The sequence below is a fragment of the Streptosporangium sp. NPDC002607 genome (genome assembly GCF_053592655.1).
Map to the genome: position 1 here is coordinate 1 of NZ_JBSFWD010000040.1, position 20,202 is coordinate 20,202.

A 20,202-nucleotide genomic window follows, 5' to 3' on the forward strand; every position below is an offset into this window, starting at 1 on the left:
CCGTCCGCAACACGCGGTCGAAGCGACGGGGCTCCTCTAGGTATGTCCGGCCGTCACCGGGGAACTGCGGATGCGCGTCGGTGGTCAGCCGGCCTTTCGCGCAGGACAGGTCGGCGCCTCGAACACCACGCCGTCCAGGAAGTTGCCGGCCGTCGGGGTGCCTCCCGCAGCCGACACCGACTCGAAGGCGAATCGTGTGGTGGTCTGTCCCGGAGGTACGACGTACACCCCGGTGTAGTGACCCCAGGCGGTGTTGTCGTCGGAGATGTCCGCGGAGGAGGCCCCGGTGGGGATTTGAGCCACGGCCGCGCCTGGTGCGCCGATGAGCACCCGCATCACGTCGGTACCGAGGCGGCCTCGGTGATACAGCGACCAGGTCATCGGTGTTCCCGGAACGGTGGGCAGATCCTGGTAGAGCGTGGAGACCTGGGTGGCGTTGAGCTCGGCGAACTGCTGGCCGTCGGCTGCCGGGACTCCGCTCGCGCCGCCGCGCCAGAACTCCAGCTTGTTGTCGGTGGCGGTGGTGTGCCAGCCGACGCTCGGGTTGGTGGAGGCGTCGGAGATGGACCAGTCGACCGTGGCCACGGGTGGCGCCTCGAAGCTGCCGTTGACCAGGTTGACCGGTGTGTAGTCGCAGATGACGGTGACGGTGACCGTGGCGGTGCTGGTTCCGCAGGCGGTGGTGATGGTGTAGGTGAAGGTGTCGGTGCCGCTGAAGCCCGCGGCGGGTGTGTAGATCACGTTGCTACCGGAGATCGTCGCGGTGCCGTTGCCGGGCTTGGTGACGCTGCTGATCGTCGGTGCGGTCGCGGTGTCGTTGGCCAGGACGGGCACGCTGACGGGTGTGCCCCGCATGACGGTGGTGGTGGCGGTGTCGTCGGCGGCCCTGGTGGGCGAGATGGACTGCCCGCCGACGATCTGGATCGGGGGAGCGGGTGTGTTGCCTCCGAGCTGGCCCGGAGCGGCGATGACGCTGCTGATCCCGGTCGGCCGGATGGTCATGCCGCCCCCGATGGTGCCCTGCCTGACCCGGAAGGTGATGACCTTCGCAGGGGGGTCGGTCTTGCTGCCCGGCGAGGTGATCGACAGGGTGTTGCCGCTGATGGTGCCGGTCCCCGACTGGCCGACGACATCGGCGCCTGCCAGCAGTGACGACAGATCCCACGTGGTGGTGTAGCTCCTGACCAGCAGCGGCCACTGGGCCGTGCGGTGCGCCAGCGTGAGGGTGAAGGTGTCGCCCGGTGTGATCTGCCCGCCCCACAGGGATGGGGAGGTGTCGACCGAGACCGACCCGCTACCCAGCCTCATGCCGAACGCGTTCTTCCAGTAGTAGTCCACGGGGTAGGTCGTCTGCCCTGGCCGGATACAGGGCGCGGCGGCTTGCGTGACAGCCTGCCGCGCGGTGGTGGCGGCGTGCGTGTCGGCACTGGCCGCCACCTGCGTTCCCGATGTGGCCAGCAGCGTCAACAGGGCGCAGGCCAGCGCGGTGAGCGCGGATCCGGATCGTTGTGACATCAACGTTGAACTCCCAGTCTGTCCTAGGGATGTCTTCGTAGATCGACTTCACAACGAAGCTACTCTCTGTGTTCGATTCATCGCGTCAGGTGACGGACTGTGTGATCTTCGTGTCGCAGGCGGGACCTGCGGTGCTCGCCGCGCACCGGAGAGGTGGAACGTCCAGGGGGAAGCCTCCGGCGCGGATGAACGGGGAGGAAGGGTCGAGGTAAGGACACAGTCCATGTCAAAATTGCAGTCGACTTCATATTTGGAGTGGAGTTAGACTTTCGGCCATGTCTGAAGGGCTGCGGGAACGGAAGAAGCGGCAGACGCGGCAGCGCATCTCCGATGTGGCCATCGGCCTGTTCGTGCAGCGGGGCTTCGAGCGCGTCACGATCGCCGAGGTCGCCGCTGCGGCGGAGGTGTCCGTGAACACCCTCTACAACTACTTCCCGGCCAAGGAGGACCTCGTCCTGCCGCCGGACCAGGCCTCCCCGCAGCGGCTCGCCGACATCGTGCGGCAACGCCCGTCCGGCGACTCCGCCGTGCGGGCGGTGCTGACCGGGCTGCGTGAGGAGGTGCGGCGGCGCGACCGCAAGCTGGGGCTGACCGACGGGTTCGGCCGCGTCCTCGAGATGATGCTGGCCGCCCCCACGCTTACCGCCCGGCTGGGCGATCTCGCCCAGCAGATGACCGACGCCCTCGCCGCCGCCCTCGCCGAGGAGACCGGGACCGCGCCGGACGACCCACTGCCCCGCATGGTGGCCTGGCAACTCGGCTGTCTCCACTCGCTGGTCTACGCCGAGATCGGCAGACGCACCACGGCGGGAGAGAACCCCGACGTGATCGCCGAGGCCGTGCTGGACCTCCTGGACACCTTCGAGGACCTGCTCGGCGAACGCGTTCTCAGCTATGCCGTACGAAAGGAACAACCTTGTTCAGAGTGATGATCCGCGGCAAGTTCGGCGGGCTGAACGACGCCGGTCGCGCCGCCGTCCTGGCCGCGGGTGGCGCCGCCTTCACCGAGGCGGGAGCCTTCACCCACGACTCGAGTCTTTCGGCCTTCACCTTCCGCTGCCAGGTGCCCGCGGGCCCGGATGACGGCGAGAACGATGCCGTCCGGAAGGCGACGGCGGCGTTGGACGCGCATGGCCACCCGTATCAGGTTCTCCACGTCGCGGTGACGGACATGCGCCATATCAAGATCCGCCGGAAAGGCCGGCGGGAGTGAGCCGCTGAACCGCGCCGCCCCTGCCCTACCCGGCAGGTGTGATCCGCCGCCACCGAACATCTCCTCGGCTTCGGGCTACCGATCCAGGCGCACCCCCGCCATGTCCACGTAGCCGATGACATCGCTCTCCGACAGCCGCTGCCGAGCCGTCTCCCATCGCCGCATCTCACTGTCCTCGTCGGCGTCCTCCTCGTACCAGCCTGTTCCCGCGACCCAGGCCTCCAGCCAGCCGGCCAGACTCTCGGTGTCGACGTACCACGCGTCGTGCCAGTCGTCCTCGATCCCGTTCGGCTCGAAGAGCAGCACGGTGCCCTCAGGGCTCCGGCAGTCCACGGCGGCGTACATGCCGCATCCCCAGTCCAGGATCGGCAGGACATCCACCGGCCAGTACGCCTTCTCGCCACGCTCTGCTGTCGCGCGTTCCTCGTGATAGACGCCCACGGCGGTACGCCCTTCTCCCCGGAGCGGGAAGAGCCGGTAGTCGGGGCCGAAACCGCCGTTGGCCACCTCGCGATAGAGCCGTGCGAGCAGCGGAGGAAGCTCGAACCCCAGGACGCTCTCCGCCTGTGCCACCTCTTCCGCCGTCGCGGTGGGAGGCAGCCGTTCCTCGGTCGCACTCGCCTTCACGGACACGTGCCGGAGGAGATCATCGATGTCTGTCATGGCGAGGATCCTGCCAGCCGCCCACGACGGACTCGCACGCATCCCGAGGAGCGACAGGCCGCTCGGCCGGGCTACACCGCCGACGTGTGGCCGTACACCAGCGAGGAACTCGCCGGCCAAGCGTTGACCGGCGAGTGGCGTGAGCGCGCCGTGCCGGCCACCAAAGTGGGGCTGAAGTCGCGGGCGTGGGCGGCGTCAGTCAGCCCGCAGGAGGGTGTGCAACTCGGCGGTTTCGAGGATGTGGGCCCGTGAGGGAAAGACCCGATGGAGCAGGACGTCGTGCGCTTCGGGGTCAGGGTCGGCGACGCCGTCGGCCAGGACGTAGAGCTGGTAGTCGCGGTCGGCCGCGTCGAGGACGGTGGACAGGACGACGCCGCTGGTACTGATGCCCGCGATGATCAGAGTGGTGATGCCGTGTTCGCGCAGCCGCTGATCGAGGTCGGTGGTGGACAGGCCTCCGTGACGGATCTTACGCACGATGATGTCTCCGTCCTGGGGAGCGAGACGTTCGTGGACAGCGGTGTCAAGGTCTGCGTGGTGCATGAGACGGTGCTGGGCGACCGGTGCGAAAGACCTGTTGGTGGGCGGGATCGCAGCCCAGTCGGCCTCGGTGAAGCCGACCCGGACATAGGCGACGGTGCCGCCCTTGGCGCGAACGTCGGCGATTACCTTTTCCATGCGTCCCAGCAGGGCTTCACTGTCGCTTTCGGGGAGCAGCGCGAGGATCGCGGGCTGATAGTCCATGACGAGCAGGGCGGTGTGTGCGGGGTCGAGTGCGGGGGTGGTGCTCATGCGAGTGTTTGCCTTTCCAGTGGCGCCCGGTCGGCGTTCTTGTGTTGGGGCGTGCGGTCGTGTCGAGGGAGGAGGAGCGAGGTCGCCAGAAGGAGGAGACCGGCGATCGCGATCGCGGTGCGGGGGCTGGTGAGGCCGGCCAGCAGGCCCCACAGTCCGGTCATGGCCGCGATGGTGGCTTTACTGGTGATCGACCAGGCGGACAGCGTGCGGACGACCCGGTCCGACGGGAGCTGTTCGAGCCGGTAGGTAGCGAATACCGGGTTGAACACGCCCATGCAGGTGATCAGCCCGAGTTCGACGGCGATGACGAGGACGAGCCCGGCGGGGCCGGGGCCGATGAAGGCCAATCCGAGTGACCAGCACGCGCGCAGCGTCCCGGCGGTGAGCATGACCTTGTGCTGTCCGAACCGTGCGAGGAGCGGGCGGGCCAGTCGCGAGCCGATGAGGCCGCCGACGCAGGGGACGCCGAAGGCGAGGCCGTACTGCCAGGGTGCGAACCCGAGGTCACCGAGCATGAGGACGGCGAGCAACGGCGAGGCTGCCATGATCAGGCCGCTGACCAGGACCGTGTTGAAGAACAACGGGCGCAGCGCCGGGCTGGCGAGGATGTACCGCCATCCCTCCAGCAGGTCGCCGGCTCCGGGCCGGGGCGGTGCGGCGGTTCGCGCGGGACGTGGCTCCCGCCCGCCGATGGCGCGGACCCCCGCGGCCGAGAGGAGGAAGCTGACCGCGTTGGCCGCCACGCTCGTCACCGGGCCCACCAGCCCGATCGCGGCGGTACCGAGCGGCGGCCCGAGCGCGGTGGCGGTCCAGGCCGTGGCCTCGAACCGCCCGTTCGCGACGAGCAGGTCCTCGGACCGGACGAGCGCCTTCAGACATGCTCCGCTCGCAGCGGTGAAGGCGATGTCGGCCGCGCCGACAACGACCGCCACGATCAGAAGTTGGGCGAAGCTCAGCCAGCCGAGCACGTAGGCGGCGGGAACGCTCATCAGCGCCGCGAACCGGATCAGGTCCATCGCGATCATCACCGGCCGTTTGCGCCGGAACTCCACCCACGGCCCGAGCGGCACCGCGACCACCGCCCCGACCGCGAGCCCCGCGGCGGCCAGCACCGACACCTCGGTGGGCCCTGCGTCCAGAGCGAGAATCGCGATCAGGGCGAACGCGTCGAACGCGAGCCATGTGCCGAACGTGCTGACCGCATACGCGGCCCAGAACCACCTGAACCGCCGCCCCAGCGACCTTCCCAACGCGCACCCCGTCATCTCCAGGAAACAACCACCCATTGATTTGAGAGATCAAAACGCGCAGTTGGTAGGCAGGTCAAACAACCAGCCGACCGAAGTCACACAACCATGAGTTGTGCACTAAGGTCGGTCGATGTGGATCTCGATGCTGTGCGCACGTTCGTCGCCGTCGTAGACACCGGCCAGTTCCAGGACGCCGCCGCAGATCTGTCGATCACCCAGCAGGCCGTCTCCAAGCGCATCGCCGGGCTGGAGAAGGACCTCGCCGTGCGGCTGTTCACCCGCACCGCGCGCGGGGCCCGGCTCACCATCGACGGGCAGGCGTTCCTGCCCCACGCGCGCGAGCTGCTGCGTGTCGCCGAGCGCGCGGTCGCGTCCGTGCGCCCCGGCAGCCGTCCGCTGCGCGTCGACGTGATCGCCTCGCGCAGCGCGGCGTCGGGCCTGATGCGCGGCTTCCACCGCGCGCACCCCGAGATCGAGCTCGACGTGGTGATGCTGTTCGATGTCGAGACGGCCCTCGCCGCCATTCGGTCCGGTGCGATCGACGCGTCCTTCCGTGCCGTCGCCGTGCCCGGCCGGCCCCTTCCCGAGGACATCGAGTCCGTCTGGGTGCTCGACGAGGTGCTCCAGCTCCTCACCGGGCCCGCCCACGCGCTGGCCGGCGCCCGGTCGGTGACCGTCGCTCAGCTCGCCGGGCACCGGATCTGGATGCCCGGCATCGTCCCCGGAACCGAGTGGGCCGCCTACTACGACGATCTCGTCGCCGAGTTCGGCCTCACCATCGAGGCGACCGGCCCCAACTTCGGCTCCGACGCGCTCCTCGACACCATCGCCGACACCCCGGCCTTGGCCACTTTCATGGGCGAGCAGACCCGCCTGGTCTGGCCCGCCGGCCACGGCCTGCGCCGCATCCCGGTGACCGACCCGACGCCCGTCTACCCGCACTCGCTCCTGTGGCGCCGCGACAACCCCCACCCGGCGCTGGCCACCCTCCGCGCCCACCTCGCCGCCGCAGCGGCCGGCCACGACGACGCCGGGACCTGGGCGCCGGGCTGGGTGATTCGGCGCTGAACGCCGCCGCGCCTGCGATCGTCAATGACAGGCCGACTTCCGGCGCCGGGAATCTTTACCATCACGTCGCTGGTCCGTCGCTGCGGCGTGCGGCGATTTTGTCGGGGGGCTGCCGTAGCGTCGTGGCCACGACCGTGGCGGGTATGTCGTGAATGGAGTCGACTCCGAGTCCGGTCAGCCGATCAGGAGCGTGGCCGCAGTGCCGACACAGCTCGGCACCAAGGTCGGAAAGGAACGCCGATGAGTGGTGTACGAGTACTGGTTGGCACGCGCAAAGGCGCGTTCATCCTGACGTCGGACGGCAGGCGCGAGCGGTGGGACATCAGTGGCCCTCATTTCGGGGGCTGGGAGATCTACCACCTCACGGGATCTCCCGCTGATCCGTCCCGGCTGTACATGTCGCAGTCCGGTGGCTGGTTCGGACAGTTGATCCAGCGTTCCGACAACGGCGGTGCCACCTGGGAACCGGTCGGTAACCAGTTCCAGTATGCGGGTGTCCCCGGCACTCACCAGTGGTACGACGGCACGCCGCATCCATGGGAGTTCGCGCGAGTCTGGCATCTCGAACCCTCGCTGACCGATCCGGACACGGTTCATGCCGGGGTTGAAGACGCCGCCCTGTTCCGCTCGGTGGACGGCGGGCAGACCTGGCAGGAGCTGCCTGGGCTGCGCGACCATCGCTCAGGGCCCTCCTGGCAACCGGGCGCCGGTGGGATGTGTCTGCACACGATCATTTCAGACCCGCACGATCCCGGGCGTATCGTCGTGGCGATCTCGGCTGCGGGTGTGTTCAGAACGGACGACGCCGGCAAGAGCTGGCAGCCGATGAATCGTGGCCTGCGGTCCGAAGGCATTCCTGACCCGGATGCCGAGGTCGGTCACTGCGTCCACCACATCGCGATGCACCGGTCGCGTCCAGAGGTGCTCTTCATGCAGAAACACTGGGACGTCATGCGCAGTGACGACGCCGGTGAGTCGTGGTACGAGATCAGCGGCGACCTGCCCAGCGACTTCGGATTCCCGATCGCTGTCCACGCGCACGAGCCGGACACCGTCTATGTCGTTCCGATCAAGAGCGACTCGGAACACTACCCGCCCGAAGGAAAGCTCCGTGTGTACCGCAGCAGGACGGGCGGAAACGAATGGGAGCCGCTCACGAAGGGGTTGCCACAGAGCCACTGCTACGTCAACGTGCTGCGGGACGCGATGGCCGTCGACTCGCTGGATTCGTGCGGCGTGTACTTCGGTACGACCGGCGGACAGGTGTACGCATCGGCCGATGCCGGCGACAGCTGGGCGCCCATCGCCCGAGACCTTCCGGCCGTGTTGTCGGTCGAAGTCCAAACGCTGCCATGATCCGTGTCGTGCTCCCGGCGCATCTGCGGAACCTCGCACGTGTCGAAAGCGAGGTGAGGATCCACGTTCAGGGGCAGGTCACGCAGCGCTCGGTTCTCGACGCGCTTGAGGCCCGCTATCCGATGTTGCGCGGGACGATCCGTGATCATGTCACGCAGCGGCGTCGACCATTCGTGAGGTTCTTCGCCTGCGAACAGGATCTGTCCCACGAACCGCCGGACACCCCGTTGCCCGAGCCGGTCGCAACGGGGGCCGAGCCGTTCATGGTCGTGGGAGCCATGGCGGGCGGGTAGGCGGTACGGACGACGAGAAGCCCAGGCAGGGACGAATCTCTGACCTGGGCTTCTAGGGTGCGAAGAGCCGCAGCAACTCCGCTTGTTCTGGGCGTACGGGAAGTGCCGGGTTGCCGGCACGCGGGTAGATCTCGGCTGCTGCCCACTGCGCGGCTCGGACGCTGGACGCGGTTCCGATTCTGACTCCACGCGCACGCAGTTCGGTGATTAACCGTTTGGCATCGAACAGGTACACCGACTCGATACACCAGGGGCGAGTGCTGCCTCGTGACGAAGACGCTCTCGACGCGGGTCCCGTCAGCACGAGATAGAAGTCCAAGGCCGGCCCCTCGGTTACGTCGAGAAGGCCTTCGCGCTTGAGGTACCACTTCACATTGACCGTCTGCCCGCGCAATGGACCAGATGAGAACCGGCCGTCGACCGCAGCGGTCACGGCGGACGGCTCCAGCTCGATTCCGAAGACCTGCGCCGCGATCCACTCGCCCAGATGGCCGGAGGTCATAGGGCGCTGGGTAATCGATGCGATCTTCTCGTCGACAGAGTTGCGCTCCCTCAACAGTCGCGCTATCTGCTCAACGTTGACGTTGCTCATGTTGCCCAGCTTCCGGGGGACTGGATGAGATGTTTCAGAGATTCCAGACAGATCGACCAGCAGACTGCTAACGGCATTCGGGAGGCAGCTCGCCCACCGGTGCGACGGTATGTGTTCCGGCGGCCGTGCATTGCCAAACGGCGATCTCATCTTCCACCTCGGCACGCAGGCCCCGATCGTGCGTCGAGCAGACGGGCCAGGCCCTCCAGATCATCTCCATGATCACTTCTTGGGTGGCGTCGGCGATGCGTGCGAGTCCCGCTTCGGGCCCAAGGCCGTTGCCCTGGCAGATGCCTTGGAACTCCACCCAGGCCCCACCCATGCTGTCCCAGTCAGGGACGATCATCCGAAGCGTCCCGGTGATTCCCGTGGTGCGAACGTCACGCTCCACGATCTTCAGCTCTTGCTCCAGGGGCACCAGCAGACTGGGCTCAAAAGCGAAGGTCGGCCGGAAGCCGGTCTCGTCGAGAAGAGCCTTGCCCAGCCGGGGCAGGTCAGCCGCCGTCAGATCGGCGGTGGGGCGTTCGAGGAGCTCGCGCGTGACAGGAAGGGAGGCGCCCCATTCCTCTAGCAGGCAGGCGAGCTCGATGAGGGGTTCGGCTTCGAGGCCACCGTCGCGTAACGCCGTGTAGATGCGCTTACTCAACTCGTCGACGATCCGCTCGGCTCGCTCATACTCGGTTTGCCCATAGGAGTCCACGCTGCAGTGTTACCTGCCGCATGAGTCCAGGTAAACGGGATTTTCCGCGCGCTATCGAAGACGTCTGGTGGCCCCTGGCGTCATCGACCCTTCCTATCAGCCGGGGCACAATCTCCTTTAGCGAGCATCCTTTTCGGGCAGTACCGGCAGTCCGGTTCCGGAGTCGAGTAGGAGTCGGTTGCCCAGGGGTTTGTCGAGCGTGACGGTGATCCGGGCGTGAAGGAGCTGGTCGGTGCAGGGTCCGCCGCCGGCTTCCTCGTCCACGTCGACCACCACCAGGTCTTCGGTCTCGTAGGCGCGGGCGTCGTGGATCTGGTCGCACGCGCCGTGACCGTACCGGAGAAGCAGGTCCCGGGGCTTCGCCGGGGTGAGGTCGAAGGCCATCACCTCCTCGTACTCACCTTCTTTCAGGGCCGGGCGCGGGCTGATCCGCGATGGGTGGACCGCCACCCGGCTGAACCTTTCCTTGACGCCCTGCACCGTGAAGTGCCAGGCGGGCACCTGAATCGTCCCTCGGCTGGTGCGCAGCGGCACCTCGCCGAGTTCGGCGCCGGTGACTCGGAGCGGGGTGCAGCCGTCCGGCGGGCACTCCTCGTCGATGAAGTCGGCGGCCTTGCTCCGCTCCGCGTACGCCGTCGCAGCCGTGACCAGCGGAACCGTCAGTGTGGAGCCGTCCGGCCAGCTCATTCGCCTGCTGGGCGGGGTATCCGCGGGCAGATCGACGTCAAGGGACCACGCGCCGTTGTGCACGCTCAGGGGCACCCAGTCAGGAATCCGTTCTCGCGGCTGGATGTCGAGATCGTCCAGTGGGACGAAGCCTGTCCGCCATGCGCGGTCGTCCTCGGAGTCGTGCCAGCGCTCCGCCACCCCCCGGGCGCGATCCTGGAACTCTCCCGGCGACATACCGCGATAACCGCATGTGGCCAGCAACAGCACCAAGGAGAGGAACCAGATCATTTTGCGCAAGGCGGCTCCTGAGTCACGGAGGAGAGGGGCCACCGTAGCAGCGAGGGGGCGGGCACGGCGGCCCCATTCCTTTTCCGGCCTGGGGCGCCGTGCCTTCGACCTGCGTGCCTCAGTCCGCGACGAGGCGGGCCCGCTGTCCCTCGTGCTCGCGTTGCCGCCGGATGACGTAGCTGCCCGGTGGGCAGCCGGTGGCGCCGTGCTCGGGGTGGAGCAGGTAGGCGACGGCCGAGGTCTCGAAGACGCCGATCGCCAGCTGGTCGGAGTCCAGCACGTGGGTCGTCCACCGGCAGGTGCCCGGGTCGGCGACAAGGGTGTGCGGGTTGCCCCCGGCCGCGCCGCGGAGCAGTTCGACCCCCTCGGCGGGCACGTCCGTCCAGCGGGAGTCGGGCCAGACCTGCACGGAGGAGGCGATGACGGGGAGCGGGATGACGATGAGGTCGCCCTGGGCCTGGAGCCCGTGGACGACGGGGATGCTCGCCGACCGCTCAAGGTGGTCGAGCACGGCGAGTCCGGTCTGCCGGGAGAGCGAAGCGAGAGTCACGGTCATGGAAGTCACCTCAGGTTCGGCGGAGAAGAAGGGAGTACTGCTCGGCGGAGAGCCCGTAGGTCCAGCCGGCGGCGGCGATCGGATCGTCGAGGAAACCCGGTACGGTCAGCCCGTACCGGCGGCGGCGTCCGTCGCGTTCGACGGACCCGTTGACCGCGAGGAGCACCCTGGTCTCCCTGCGCATGTCGTAGAGCCGCAGTTCCGAACCGGGATTGCCGGGGTCCGGTGCGGAGGCGACCAGCCGCAGCCCGGCCCGGTCGATGTAGGACGCCCAGCCGATGTGCTCGATCGCGCACCGCCTGACCTCGACGTTGGCCTCCCGCGCGATCCGCTGGACGCTCGGATCGGTGATCACCCAGGAGGGCACCCGTGTCCCGTGCCAGGCGTGCACGTCCCACCCGTCGGCGTACCGCACCGCGGGGCCGTCCGCGCTGTGCAGCCGTACCTCGCCGTCGTCGCCGCACACCTCCGTGCGCATGGTGACGGGGCGCTCGGAGATGACGCACGCACCTTCACGAGGCCACCACCAGCCACCTGACCGGGCCACCGCCGCCCACAGGTCGAGCCGCCGGTTCTGCTCGGGAGTGAAGGGTACGCCGGCCGCCCGGCGGAGAGCGTCGTAGTGGGCGATCCAGGAGACGCACTGTGTGTCGTACCAGGCGTTCCGAAAGCGGTGTCGCGAGTCGTGCGCCGCCAGCAGCGGCATGCGGAGTGAACCGTCGGTGGATCGGGTGAGCGGGCTGCGAACCTTCTGGCGGATCAGCTGGTCCATCGACTGATGGCCCCATCCGACCTGGGCGTCGAGTGCTGTGCACAGCTGTCTCATCAGCGAGGAGAACCGGGATGGCAGTGGCCATGCGGAGATGCGGTCGACGGTTTCCGAAGGCCGTGGACGCACACCCGGCGGGACGGTTGTCAGGGCCGTGACCGGTGAGGGGGCCCAGTGAAAACGCGGTGGGGCGAGCCCGATCAGGCGGTACAGCTCGGAGATGGCGGCCTCTGCGGCCGGACGGTCGGCGGGCAGCGTCGACAACGCCCGGCCCAGCCATTCTTCACGAATGTCGGCAGCTTCCCGCTGCACGAGAACGCTCACCGGATGAGGGCGGCGTCGTCCTTTCTTGCGATCATGTCCGGAATGGTGACAGATCGACGCGGTGCCTGTCCACCGCGTACGAGGCCGGACGCCGTGCGGCAGGCGTGACGTTTCCAGGTACGCGGGCCGGGTCGTCAGCGCAGTGGGAAAGGGTCCGGAGCGGGAGGGCGGCGCTTCCACCGGTAGGTGCCGGACGGCCCGTCCGCCACCTCGTAGCCAGGCAGGTCTTTGATGCCCACGGTACGGAAAGGCCGGCCATTGTTGTCGATGGTCGCGGTTCCCTTCCTGCCCTGACTGCTCCAGTCCACGAGGATCCGCCAGCGGCAGTCGCAGTTACGAGTGGCGCCGAAGATGTGGAAGATCTCGGCATCGCTGTCCGAAACGCGGCCGCCACGATGCCCGCCACCCATATCCGCGAGCTTTTGAGTCTCGCTTTCCAGTCGCGCTGTTCGGGGCCGTGTGAGCGGCGGATCGGACGGTTCCTGCTCGCGGTCATTGATCACCGGCCATGGGTTTGGTGGCGCCACAATATGCCAACACGAAGAAACTGCTGAATCTACCCGACAAAGTGCTTCGTGGGTCGTTCAGGTCACCGTTTGAGGACTGGTGGGTCGTGCGACACACTGATCGGCATGACGACCACCCCCCATGCTCCGACAACGTGGACTCTCGCCGCGAGACGTCACCGTCTGGTGGCCGCGATCATAGACGGTTTGATTTTTGCCGCAGTGGTATTACCGATCCGCGCGCTGCTCGGCACTGATTACGAGGTGTCCGATGAATCGACTCTCGTTGGTTATCTCAACCCCTATGCGGGAAACTCTTATTGGCCGATCGATGTCTTGGTCACGGTCCTTCTCGCGGTCTACTTCTGGCTGCAGCACGCGCTGTGGGGGCAGACGCTCGGCAAGCGACTCTGGCGTCTGAAGGTGGTGTCCGGGGTGACCGGAGAGCCGCCCGGCTTCCGTCAGGCGGGAATGCGGGTTCTTGTCTACCCCGTCCTGACCTTGGTGCCCTACCTCGGCGTGCTGATCAGCCTGGTCGATCCGCTGTGTGTGTTCGGTGCGAAACGCCGATGTCTGCATGACGTGATCGCTGAAACCGTCGTGGTCGACCTCGGTAGCCCCGTCCGGGAAAAGTCCGGAGGATCCGGATCCCTGTTCGGCCTGGGCGTCGTCCTCATCCTTCTCGCTGCCCTCGTGGTCGTCTCCGCGCTGGTGTGGATGTAGCCCACCGCGGCGAATACGGGCCTGATCCGCGCACAGGTCGCGGGAACGGGCTATCTGGAGCCCCTGCCGTCGCCGGTCGGTGGGCGGCTAACTCGGGATCTTGATGATGTCTGGTTATTTACCGACGTTGCCGTCGAGGTAGACCCAGGCGTAGTCGTGGCGTACGAAACGGCTGTTCTCCCGGAGTTCGCCCGGACGGCCGCGTTCGGTGTAGTGGGCGCGGAACTCGACGGTGCCCGCGGTGGAGAACGGGCCGCCCTCGGTGCCGCCGAGGATGTCCAGGCGCACCCAGCGCAGCCCGGGGTCGAAGTCGATACCGGGCGGCCTGGTCGTGGGGTGCCAGCTGCGGAGCAGGTACGCCTCGTCGTGAACGGCGAACGCGCTGAAGCGGGAGCGCATCAGCTGCTCGGCGGTGCTCGCCTTGGTCTCCCCGCGGTGCAGCCGGCCGCAGCAGTCGTCGTAGGCCGAGGGCAGCCCGCAGGGGCAGGTCGCCGAAGTGGCGCGGACCGGTCGCGGGCGTGGCGTGCGCGGGGACATGGCTCCATCATGTTCAGTGCGGGGACTGCCGAGTTTACCCGGCAGGTGAATCGCTTGTTTGAAACGGCCAGGGCCTGGCCGTCGCCCACCTCGGCCGAGGGAGGCGAGAAGCCGCTCCCTTCGGGGAGCGGAGGAGTCACCGTGGCTCAGGCCCGCCGGTCCGGGTGGTCCGCGGCGCTGAGCCGGGCGGCGCGGGTGGTGAGGTAGTCGCGCTCCGGGGCGCTCGTCGTGCGGCTCGCCGCCGCGCGGTAGTCGTCGACGGCCGCCCGCAGGTCACCGGCCATCTCCAGCAGGTGGGCACGGGCGGCGTGGAAGCGGTGGTGTCCCGACAGGCGGTCTTCGAGTTCGCCGAGCATCTCCAGGCCGGTCGCGGGGCCGTGCGCCATGGCGGCGGCGACGGTGCGGTTGAGCGAGACCATCGGGTTGTCGGACATGCGTTCCAGCAGGCCGTACAGGGCCAGGATCTGTGGCCAGTCGGTCTCCTCGGCCGTCGGTGCCTCGTCGTGGACCGCGGCTATCGCCGCCTGGAGCTGGTAGGGGCCGACCGCACCCCTGGCCAGGGTGTCGGTGATGAGCGCGATCCCCTCGGCGACCGCCTTGCCGTCCCACAGGCTCCGATCCTGCTCCGCCAGCGGGATCGGGGCGCCGTCCGCGCCGGTCCGCGCCGGGCGCCGGGCGTCGGTGAGCAGCATCAGCGCGAGCAGCCCGGCCACCTCGCGGTCGTCGGGGAGCAGGTCGTGAGCCGTCCTGGTCAGCCTGATCGCCTCGCGGGACAGCTCCACGCGCTGCAGGTCGGGGCCGGCGCTGCTGGCGTAGCCCTCGTTGAAGATGAGGTACAGCACGTGCAGCACCGAGCCGAGTCGCCGCGCCCGTTCCTGGGGAGCGGGCATGCCGAAGGGGATGCCGGATACCTTGATGCGCTGCTTGGCCCGGCTGATCCGCTGCGCCATGGTCGCCTCGGGCACCAGGAAGGCCCTGGCGATCTCGGCGGTGGTCAGGCCGCCCACGGACCGCAGGGTGAGGGCGATCGCCGAGGCCGGGGTCAGCGCGGGGTGACAGCAGAGGAACAGCGTGGTCAGCGTGTCGTCCCGGTCCCTCGCGCGCGCGTCGTCCGCCGGCGGGGCGGTACGCAGCTCGGAGGGCGCCTGCGTGGCCACCAGCTCCTCCCGGCGGCGGCGGGCCTGCTCGTTGCGCACCTGCTCGGTCATCCGGCGGTACGCGACCTGGATGAGCCATCCTCGCGGGTTGGCGGGTACGCCCTCCGCCGGCCACTGGGCGATGGCGTCGAGCAGCGCCTCCTGGACCGCGTCCTCGGCGGCGGCGAAGTCTCCGAAGCGGCGGGTGAGCACGCCGACGACCTGCGGCACCAGCTGGCGCAGCAGGTCGTCGATGGCCGGGCTATCCAGCGGTCACAGCTCCTCGGGCGGGGCTGCCGACATCACCTCGCGCACCTCGATCGGCATGTTCAGCGGCTTGCCGCCGGGGCCGGGCGCGGCCGAGACGTACGCGGCGAGATCGACGGCGCGCTCGGGGCTGTCGCAGTCGATGATCCAGTAGCCGATCAGGAACTCCTTCGTCTCGGGGAACGGGCCGTCCGTGACGACGGCGGCGCCGCCCTCACCGGCCCGGACGATCCTGGCCTGGTCCGGGGCCGCCAGCCCCTGCGCGTCCACGAACTCCCCGGCCTCGGTGAGCTTCCTGTTCGTGTCGTGCATGAACTCGATGTGGGCCCGGACATCCTCGACGGGCCAGGTGTGCATCGGCGGGACCTCGTCCTTCAGCTGCCCGCTGAACTGCATCAACATCATGTACTTCACGTCTTCGCTCCTCACGTTCGAGCGCCCTCCTCGGCGCTCTCACCCACAGGTAGAAGCAGACCCAGCCGTTCTCGACATTCTGCCGGACATCCGTGCAGAAAAATCTGCCGGAGTTCACGCGGCACACCCCGGCGAGCCGCTACGGGGTGGGTGTCCAGCGCCGCAGGCGGGGTCCCGGTCCCGCTCGTCGCGGCGGCCGGAGGTGGGGAGCGGGCGGGACTACAGGCCCATCTCGCGGGTCAGCAGCCGGTGTGCCTGCTCGATGTCGGCGTGGGTGTAGCCGGGGACGCTCCGGTCGAGCTGCTGGAGGAGGTCCATCAGGGCCTGCTTCTGTGCCAGGTGCTGGACGGGGATCTGGTCAAGGTCCACGTTGATGAGCCAGTCGAACAGCACCACCGCGTCGGCGGTCCACAGGCTCAGCGCGGTCATGTCCGAGGCTGCCATTCTCAGGCCGGGCGTTCCGCTCATGCGAGCAACCTACCCCCATGCCCATATGCGAAATAACCCGCTTTGTCATCTCAATGTGCCGGACTTACGGCGGGGCCGGAACTACTACCGAGTAGTGATCGAAAACATTCGAAAATCAATAGAAAGAGATGTTATATGCGCTTTTTGGCCGCTAGCTTCGCGTGTAGTCGGTAAATGTCCAGATTTGAGCTCGCCCGACAGCTCCGGCCACCCCGACAGCTCCGGCCACCCCGACAGCTCCGGCCACCCCGAGGGCCCTGCCCGGGCGGCGGGAGGAGCCCTCCAGGGGAAGATCTCATCGCCCGCTGAGCGCGGCCCACAGGGTTTCGAACTCCTCGGAGGTCAAGGAGTTCAGGCCGAAGTCGCCGGGATAGATCGGGCCCTCGGCCAGGAAGCCGTGCTCGTCCTCGATATGGTTCCATGAGTACGTGCGGGCCACGCCGTCCGAGCCCAGCTCGGCGTGGCGCACGGGCCAGTACTCCCCGCCGCTGTCGATGACGGTCTCGAACAGCCATACGTGGCCGTCGCCGTCCACCCCGTGCCAGTACAGGTGCGGCCGGTCGCTCTCGTCGAGCGCCCGGATCGTTTCCTTGCGACGGTCTTGCAGCATTTTGCTCCTAATGTTCACCAAAAGCAGTCCGAGGGCGCTTATCCTGCCCTTTGCTATGTTGCGAGTTCTTGGTCCGCTTCAGGCGGAGATCAACGGCCATCCGGTCGACCTCGGCACCTCCCGGCAGCGGGCCGTGGTGGCCAGGCTCGTCGCGGCGGGTGGGCACGTGGTCTCCACCGATCGTTTCATCGATGACCTGTGGCGCGGGCAACCCCCGCCCAAGGCGCTGGCCGCCCTCCAGGTCTACGTGTCCAACCTGCGACGGGTGCTCGAACCCGGACGGCTGCCGCGCACGCCCGCCACGGTGCTGGTCAGTGCCGCACCCGGTTACCGTCTCCGGCTGGAGCCCGAACGGGTGGACGCCTGGCTGTTCCCTCGCCTGGTCGACGCCGCCGGGGCCGCGCTCGCCGCGGGAGACGGGGCGCGGGCCCTGGAGGCGGTGGACCGGGCACTCGCGCTCTGGCAGGGGCCCGCCTACGCGGAGTTCGCCGACGACGAATGGGCGGAGCCCGAGGCCGTACGGCTGGACGAGTTGCGGCTGGTCGCCGTGGAGCACCGGGCGGAGGCGCTGCTGGTGCTCGGCCGTAACGCCGAGATCGGGCTTGAGCAGCACGTCCGAGCCCATCCGCTCAGGGAGAACGCCGTCCGGCTGCTCGCCCTGGCCTACTACCGGGCCGGCCGGCAGGCCGATGCCCTGGCCACGATCAGGAAGGCCCGCGAGACCCTCGCCGACGAGCTGGGGGTGGACCCCGGTCCCGCGCTGCGCGCGCTGGAGGGCGACATCCTCGCCCACGCCGACTCACTGAACCGCCCGGCCACGCCCGCCTCCGGTGCCGATGGGGCCGCCGTGGGGGAGCCGGAGCAGGACAGGCCTGAGCGAGACCTGGACGCGCCGGACCTCGCCGCCGCCCCCGTACCCGACCTCGTGGGCCGTAGCGAGGAGATGGCGACGCTGCAGGCGGTCGCCGACCGGGGCAGGCTGCGCACGGTCTGGCTGGGCGGAGACCCCGGAGCGGGCAAGAGCGCGCTGGCCGCGGCCTTCGCCAGGCGGCAGGCGGCACGTGGCTGGCTGACCGCGACCGGGCAGTGCCCGGAGACCGAGGGCGGGGCGCCGCCCGCCTGGGCGTGGAGCGAGGTGCTGCGCGCCCTGGCCGCGGACCGGCCGCCCCGAGACGACCTGGCCGCCCGGCTGGCGCCGCTGCTGGACGACGACGCCCCGCCGGCGGGACCGTTTCTACTGGCCCGGGCGGTGGGTGACTACCTGTCCCGGATCGTCGGGCAGGGCACCCGGCTGCTGGTGGTCATGGAGGACGTGCACCGGGCCGACAGCGAGACGCTCCAGCTCCTGCGCCACCTCGCCACGGGCGTCGCCGAGGCCGACATCATGATCGTCGCGACCTACCGGCCCACCGAGGCCGTCGACCACCTGGGGGCGACCTGGGCGGCCCTGGCCGGGCGCGACACTCATCGGCTCGACCTGCACGGGCTCGGCGACGAGGACGTGGCGCTGCTGCTGCGTGAGCGCTCGGGCCGGGAGGTGGACGCGGTGACCGCGCGGACCGTGGCCGAGCGCACCGGCGGCAACCCGCTGTTCGTCTGCGAGACCGCGCGGCTGATCACCACGGACGGCACCTCGGCCGCCCGCACGCTGCCGCCGGGCGTGCGCGACCTGATCAGGCGCAGGATCGCCAGGCTGCCCGCGGTGGCGCAGAGAACCCTGCGGGACGCGGCCATCATCGGGCGGGACGTCGACGTCGACGTGCTGCTCGCCCTGGACGGCTCCGACGAGGACACCGTGCTCGAAGGGCTGGAGGCGGGCGTGCTGACCGGGCTGCTGACCGAGCCCGCGCCGGGCCGGGTGCGCTTCGCGCACGTGCTGGTCAGGGAGACGCTGTTCGAGGACACGCCGAGACTGCGCCGCATGCGCCTGCATGGCAGGGTCGTCGGCGCACTGGAACGGGTCCGGCCGGGAGAGGTCACCGCGCTGGGTCACCACGCGCTCGCCGCGGCCACCGCGGCCTCGGCGGGGCGGGCGGTCTCCTACGCCAGGGCGGCGGCCGAGCAGGCGCGCGGCATGCACTCCTACCGGGAGGCCGGGACGTTCTACCGGGGGGCGCTGGACCTCGCCGAGGACGACGCGCTCCGGCTCGACCTGCTCTGCTCGCTGGTGCAGGTCCAGGCGCACGAGGGCAACGTGCTGGCCGCCAGGGAGAACCGGGAGCGGGCCATCGCCCTCGCGCGGCGGCTGGGCGACGGCCTGAACCGGGCGCTGACCGCCTACGACGCCCCGGTGACCTGGTCGATCCAGCCCAACAGGCAGGTGGACCAGCCGCTCGTCGACGCGCTGGTGCAGGCGCTGGACGGCGCCGACGACGAGACCCGCTGCCGGCTGCTGGCCACGCTCGTCTTCGAGCTGGAAGGGCACGACGACGAGCGCTGTCTGGCCTACAGCGCCGAGGCGGTCGTGATCGCCCGGCGGCTGGGCCGCAGCGACCTCGTCCGCCTGGCCCTGAACGCCCGCTACTTCGTGCTGCTGATCCCGGACCGCCGTGACGAGTTGGAGGTGCTGGGCCGGGAGCTGGTCAGGCTGGGCGACCGCGACGGGCTGCCCGGGTACGCCATGCAGGGGCATCACGCCCTGTCCATGGTCAGCCTGGGCCGCTGCGACCTGGCCGCGGCCAGGCGGCACGCGGACCGCGCCCTGGAGTACTCCACCACCGGCCAGCTCGGACTGGCGCTGAGCGTGCTGTCCATGATCGACACACTGGTCATGCTGGTCAAGGGCGACTTCGAGGGCGCGGAACGGTCCTACCTGGCGATCGGCGAGCGGATGATGGCCGCGGGCGGGGCCGTCGCCCACATCATCGGCGCCATCGGCCGGTTCGCGGTCCGGCTGGCCGGCGGCCTGCCGCAGGACATGGCGGAGCTGCTGACGCTGTACTCCTTCGCTCCCGAGGGGCTGGCGGACATCGTCGTGCGGGCGCTGGTCGCCGAGGGCAGGGTGGACGAGGCACGCGCCTACTGGAGGCCCGACCAGGAGCCCAACCAGGACTACTACTGGCTCCTCTGGCAGGGACTGCGCGGGGAGAGCGCGATCGCGCTGGGCGACCGGGCGGTGGCCGAAGGCTGCTACCGGACGCTGCTGCCCTGGGACGGCGAGTTGGCCGGGATGCACTCCGGGTCGATCACGCTGGGGCCGGTCGCCCTGATCCTGGGCGACCTGGCGGCCTTCCTCGGACACGACGCGAGTACCCACTACAAGCAGGCGGTGCGGGTCGCCGAGCGGGTCGGCTCGCCGCACTGGGCGCGCAGGGCGGCGGAGGCACTCGCGGGGAGTGGGGGCCAGAGCCCGGCGGGAGGCCCGAACCGGGCATAGGCGGCCCGCCCGGGGCGGGAGCGGGCACATCGGGCCCGGCCGCCGGATCACACACGGATCTGTGGGCACGATCCGGCTCATGCCGCGCGGGCAGGCGCTCCGGGACGGCATGGG

At 69.3% G+C, this 20,202-nt stretch carries 22 protein-coding genes; 7 read left to right on the forward strand and 15 right to left on the reverse strand.

Annotated elements, in window-relative coordinates:
* Window positions 1-84 precede the first annotated feature (84 nt).
* Window positions 85-1,515 carry an Ig-like domain-containing protein gene (locus ACWD3H_RS34260; protein WP_451957934.1) on the reverse strand — a complete coding sequence of 477 codons (1,431 nt, stop codon included), beginning with the start codon at window positions 1,513-1,515 and terminating at the stop codon, window positions 85-87.
* Window positions 1,516-1,790: 275 nt separating this feature from the next.
* On the opposite strand from ACWD3H_RS34260, the gene ACWD3H_RS34265 reads away from it, so the two are divergent.
* A complete protein-coding gene (locus ACWD3H_RS34265; RefSeq protein WP_451957935.1) occupies window positions 1,791-2,444 on the forward strand; it encodes a TetR/AcrR family transcriptional regulator in 654 nt (217 codons plus the stop codon).
* On the forward strand, window positions 2,444-2,728 hold the full coding sequence (locus ACWD3H_RS34270) for a DUF6204 family protein (protein WP_355549487.1): 285 nt from the start codon (window positions 2,444-2,446) through the stop codon (window positions 2,726-2,728). Before ACWD3H_RS34265 ends, ACWD3H_RS34270 begins: the two co-directional genes overlap by 1 nt.
* Window positions 2,729-2,803: 75 nt before the next feature.
* On the opposite strand, the gene ACWD3H_RS34275 is transcribed toward ACWD3H_RS34270, so the two are convergent.
* From ACWD3H_RS34275 to ACWD3H_RS34285, 3 genes are all read right to left on the reverse strand, one after another.
* A complete protein-coding gene (locus ACWD3H_RS34275; protein ID WP_451957936.1) occupies window positions 2,804-3,391 on the reverse strand; it encodes an SMI1/KNR4 family protein in 588 nt (195 codons plus the stop codon).
* A 195-nt stretch (window positions 3,392-3,586) separates the two neighbouring features.
* Entirely contained in the window at window positions 3,587-4,183 is a 597-nt protein-coding gene (locus tag ACWD3H_RS34280) for a cysteine hydrolase family protein (RefSeq protein ID WP_355549491.1), read from the reverse strand.
* Window positions 4,180-5,472, reverse strand: coding sequence for an MFS transporter (locus ACWD3H_RS34285; protein WP_451957937.1), 1,293 nt, complete (start codon window positions 5,470-5,472; stop codon window positions 4,180-4,182). Before ACWD3H_RS34285 ends, ACWD3H_RS34280 begins: the two co-directional genes overlap by 4 nt.
* A 69-nt stretch (window positions 5,473-5,541) precedes the next feature.
* Between ACWD3H_RS34285 and ACWD3H_RS34290 the strand changes: the two genes are divergently transcribed.
* The 3 genes from ACWD3H_RS34290 to ACWD3H_RS34300 all read left to right on the forward strand — a co-directional run bounded on the left by ACWD3H_RS34290 (window position 5,542) and on the right by ACWD3H_RS34300 (window position 8,153).
* On the forward strand, window positions 5,542-6,504 hold the full coding sequence (locus ACWD3H_RS34290; protein WP_451957938.1) for a LysR family transcriptional regulator: 963 nt from the start codon (window positions 5,542-5,544) through the stop codon (window positions 6,502-6,504).
* Between the two features lie 396 nt (window positions 6,505-6,900).
* Complete coding sequence (locus ACWD3H_RS34295) at window positions 6,901-7,860, forward strand: WD40/YVTN/BNR-like repeat-containing protein (RefSeq protein WP_451957939.1); 960 nt, start codon at window positions 6,901-6,903, stop codon at window positions 7,858-7,860.
* Window positions 7,861-7,868: 8 nt separating this feature from the next.
* Entirely contained in the window at window positions 7,869-8,153 is a 285-nt protein-coding gene (locus tag ACWD3H_RS34300) for a MoaD/ThiS family protein (RefSeq protein WP_451957940.1), read from the forward strand.
* A 52-nt stretch (window positions 8,154-8,205) separates the two neighbouring features.
* On the opposite strand, the gene ACWD3H_RS34305 is transcribed toward ACWD3H_RS34300, so the two are convergent.
* The 6 genes from ACWD3H_RS34305 to ACWD3H_RS34330 form a co-directional block, all read right to left on the reverse strand.
* Entirely contained in the window at window positions 8,206-8,745 is a 540-nt protein-coding gene (locus ACWD3H_RS34305) for a hypothetical protein (protein WP_451957941.1), read from the reverse strand.
* 67 nt (window positions 8,746-8,812) lie between these two features.
* A complete protein-coding gene (locus ACWD3H_RS34310; RefSeq protein WP_451957942.1) occupies window positions 8,813-9,445 on the reverse strand; it encodes a hypothetical protein in 633 nt (210 codons plus the stop codon).
* A 117-nt stretch (window positions 9,446-9,562) separates the two neighbouring features.
* On the reverse strand, window positions 9,563-10,411 hold the full coding sequence (locus tag ACWD3H_RS34315; protein ID WP_451957943.1) for a hypothetical protein: 849 nt from the start codon (window positions 10,409-10,411) through the stop codon (window positions 9,563-9,565).
* Between the two features lie 109 nt (window positions 10,412-10,520).
* Window positions 10,521-10,958 carry a hypothetical protein gene (locus tag ACWD3H_RS34320; RefSeq protein ID WP_451957944.1) on the reverse strand — a complete coding sequence of 146 codons (438 nt, stop codon included), beginning with the start codon at window positions 10,956-10,958 and terminating at the stop codon, window positions 10,521-10,523.
* 10 nt (window positions 10,959-10,968) lie between these two features.
* A complete protein-coding gene (locus tag ACWD3H_RS34325) occupies window positions 10,969-12,051 on the reverse strand; it encodes a DUF6745 domain-containing protein (RefSeq protein ID WP_451957945.1) in 1,083 nt (360 codons plus the stop codon).
* 134 nt (window positions 12,052-12,185) lie between these two features.
* A complete protein-coding gene (locus ACWD3H_RS34330; protein ID WP_451957946.1) occupies window positions 12,186-12,554 on the reverse strand; it encodes a hypothetical protein in 369 nt (122 codons plus the stop codon).
* Window positions 12,555-12,683: 129 nt separating this feature from the next.
* On the opposite strand from ACWD3H_RS34330, the gene ACWD3H_RS34335 reads away from it, so the two are divergent.
* On the forward strand, window positions 12,684-13,280 hold the full coding sequence (locus tag ACWD3H_RS34335; RefSeq protein WP_451957947.1) for an RDD family protein: 597 nt from the start codon (window positions 12,684-12,686) through the stop codon (window positions 13,278-13,280).
* 114 nt (window positions 13,281-13,394) lie between these two features.
* Here ACWD3H_RS34335 and ACWD3H_RS34340 read toward each other — a convergent pair whose 3' ends face one another.
* From ACWD3H_RS34340 to ACWD3H_RS34360, 5 genes are all read right to left on the reverse strand, one after another.
* Complete coding sequence (locus tag ACWD3H_RS34340; protein ID WP_451957948.1) at window positions 13,395-13,817, reverse strand: YchJ family protein; 423 nt, start codon at window positions 13,815-13,817, stop codon at window positions 13,395-13,397.
* Window positions 13,818-13,963: 146 nt separating this feature from the next.
* Window positions 13,964-15,223, reverse strand: coding sequence for an RNA polymerase sigma factor (locus ACWD3H_RS34345; protein WP_451957985.1), 1,260 nt, complete (start codon window positions 15,221-15,223; stop codon window positions 13,964-13,966).
* 3 nt (window positions 15,224-15,226) lie between these two features.
* On the reverse strand, window positions 15,227-15,649 hold the full coding sequence (locus ACWD3H_RS34350; RefSeq protein WP_451957949.1) for a YciI family protein: 423 nt from the start codon (window positions 15,647-15,649) through the stop codon (window positions 15,227-15,229).
* A 204-nt stretch (window positions 15,650-15,853) separates the two neighbouring features.
* Window positions 15,854-16,102: a hypothetical protein gene (locus ACWD3H_RS34355; protein WP_350918036.1), complete on the reverse strand. Its 249-nt coding sequence runs from the start codon at window positions 16,100-16,102 to the stop codon at window positions 15,854-15,856.
* A gap of 295 nt (window positions 16,103-16,397) precedes the next feature.
* Complete coding sequence (locus tag ACWD3H_RS34360; protein WP_343964889.1) at window positions 16,398-16,712, reverse strand: hypothetical protein; 315 nt, start codon at window positions 16,710-16,712, stop codon at window positions 16,398-16,400.
* Between the two features lie 55 nt (window positions 16,713-16,767).
* Here ACWD3H_RS34360 and ACWD3H_RS34365 point away from each other — a divergent pair, with 55 nt between their 5' ends.
* The gene (locus ACWD3H_RS34365; RefSeq protein WP_451957950.1) at window positions 16,768-20,088 is read left to right on the forward strand and encodes a BTAD domain-containing putative transcriptional regulator; all 3,321 of its coding nucleotides are present in this window, start codon (window positions 16,768-16,770) and stop codon (window positions 20,086-20,088) included.
* Window positions 20,089-20,202: the final 114 nt, after the last annotated feature.

What these genes read in the sequence shown, in the direction of transcription:
- ACWD3H_RS34305 (WP_451957941.1), bottom strand. Translation starts at nt 8,745, where the DNA reads ATGAGCAACGTCAACGTTGAGCAGATAGCGCGACTGTTGAGGGAGCGC.
- ACWD3H_RS34260 (WP_451957934.1), bottom strand. Translation starts at nt 1,515, where the DNA reads ATGTCACAACGATCCGGATCCGCGCTCACCGCGCTGGCCTGCGCCCTG.
- ACWD3H_RS34275 (WP_451957936.1), bottom strand. Translation starts at nt 3,391, where the DNA reads ATGACAGACATCGATGATCTCCTCCGGCACGTGTCCGTGAAGGCGAGT.
- ACWD3H_RS34290 (WP_451957938.1), top strand. Translation starts at nt 5,542, where the DNA reads ATGAGTTGTGCACTAAGGTCGGTCGATGTGGATCTCGATGCTGTGCGC.
- ACWD3H_RS34355 (WP_350918036.1), bottom strand. Translation starts at nt 16,102, where the DNA reads ATGAGCGGAACGCCCGGCCTGAGAATGGCAGCCTCGGACATGACCGCG.
- ACWD3H_RS34320 (WP_451957944.1), bottom strand. Translation starts at nt 10,958, where the DNA reads ATGACCGTGACTCTCGCTTCGCTCTCCCGGCAGACCGGACTCGCCGTG.
- ACWD3H_RS34265 (WP_451957935.1), top strand. Translation starts at nt 1,791, where the DNA reads ATGTCTGAAGGGCTGCGGGAACGGAAGAAGCGGCAGACGCGGCAGCGC.
- ACWD3H_RS34360 (WP_343964889.1), bottom strand. Translation starts at nt 16,712, where the DNA reads ATGCTGCAAGACCGTCGCAAGGAAACGATCCGGGCGCTCGACGAGAGC.
- ACWD3H_RS34365 (WP_451957950.1), top strand. Translation starts at nt 16,768, where the DNA reads ATGTTGCGAGTTCTTGGTCCGCTTCAGGCGGAGATCAACGGCCATCCG.
- ACWD3H_RS34285 (WP_451957937.1), bottom strand. Translation starts at nt 5,472, where the DNA reads ATGGGTGGTTGTTTCCTGGAGATGACGGGGTGCGCGTTGGGAAGGTCG.
- ACWD3H_RS34270 (WP_355549487.1), top strand. Translation starts at nt 2,444, where the DNA reads ATGATCCGCGGCAAGTTCGGCGGGCTGAACGACGCCGGTCGCGCCGCC.
- ACWD3H_RS34340 (WP_451957948.1), bottom strand. Translation starts at nt 13,817, where the DNA reads ATGTCCCCGCGCACGCCACGCCCGCGACCGGTCCGCGCCACTTCGGCG.
- ACWD3H_RS34335 (WP_451957947.1), top strand. Translation starts at nt 12,684, where the DNA reads ATGACGACCACCCCCCATGCTCCGACAACGTGGACTCTCGCCGCGAGA.
- ACWD3H_RS34280 (WP_355549491.1), bottom strand. Translation starts at nt 4,183, where the DNA reads ATGAGCACCACCCCCGCACTCGACCCCGCACACACCGCCCTGCTCGTC.
- ACWD3H_RS34295 (WP_451957939.1), top strand. Translation starts at nt 6,901, where the DNA reads ATGTCGCAGTCCGGTGGCTGGTTCGGACAGTTGATCCAGCGTTCCGAC.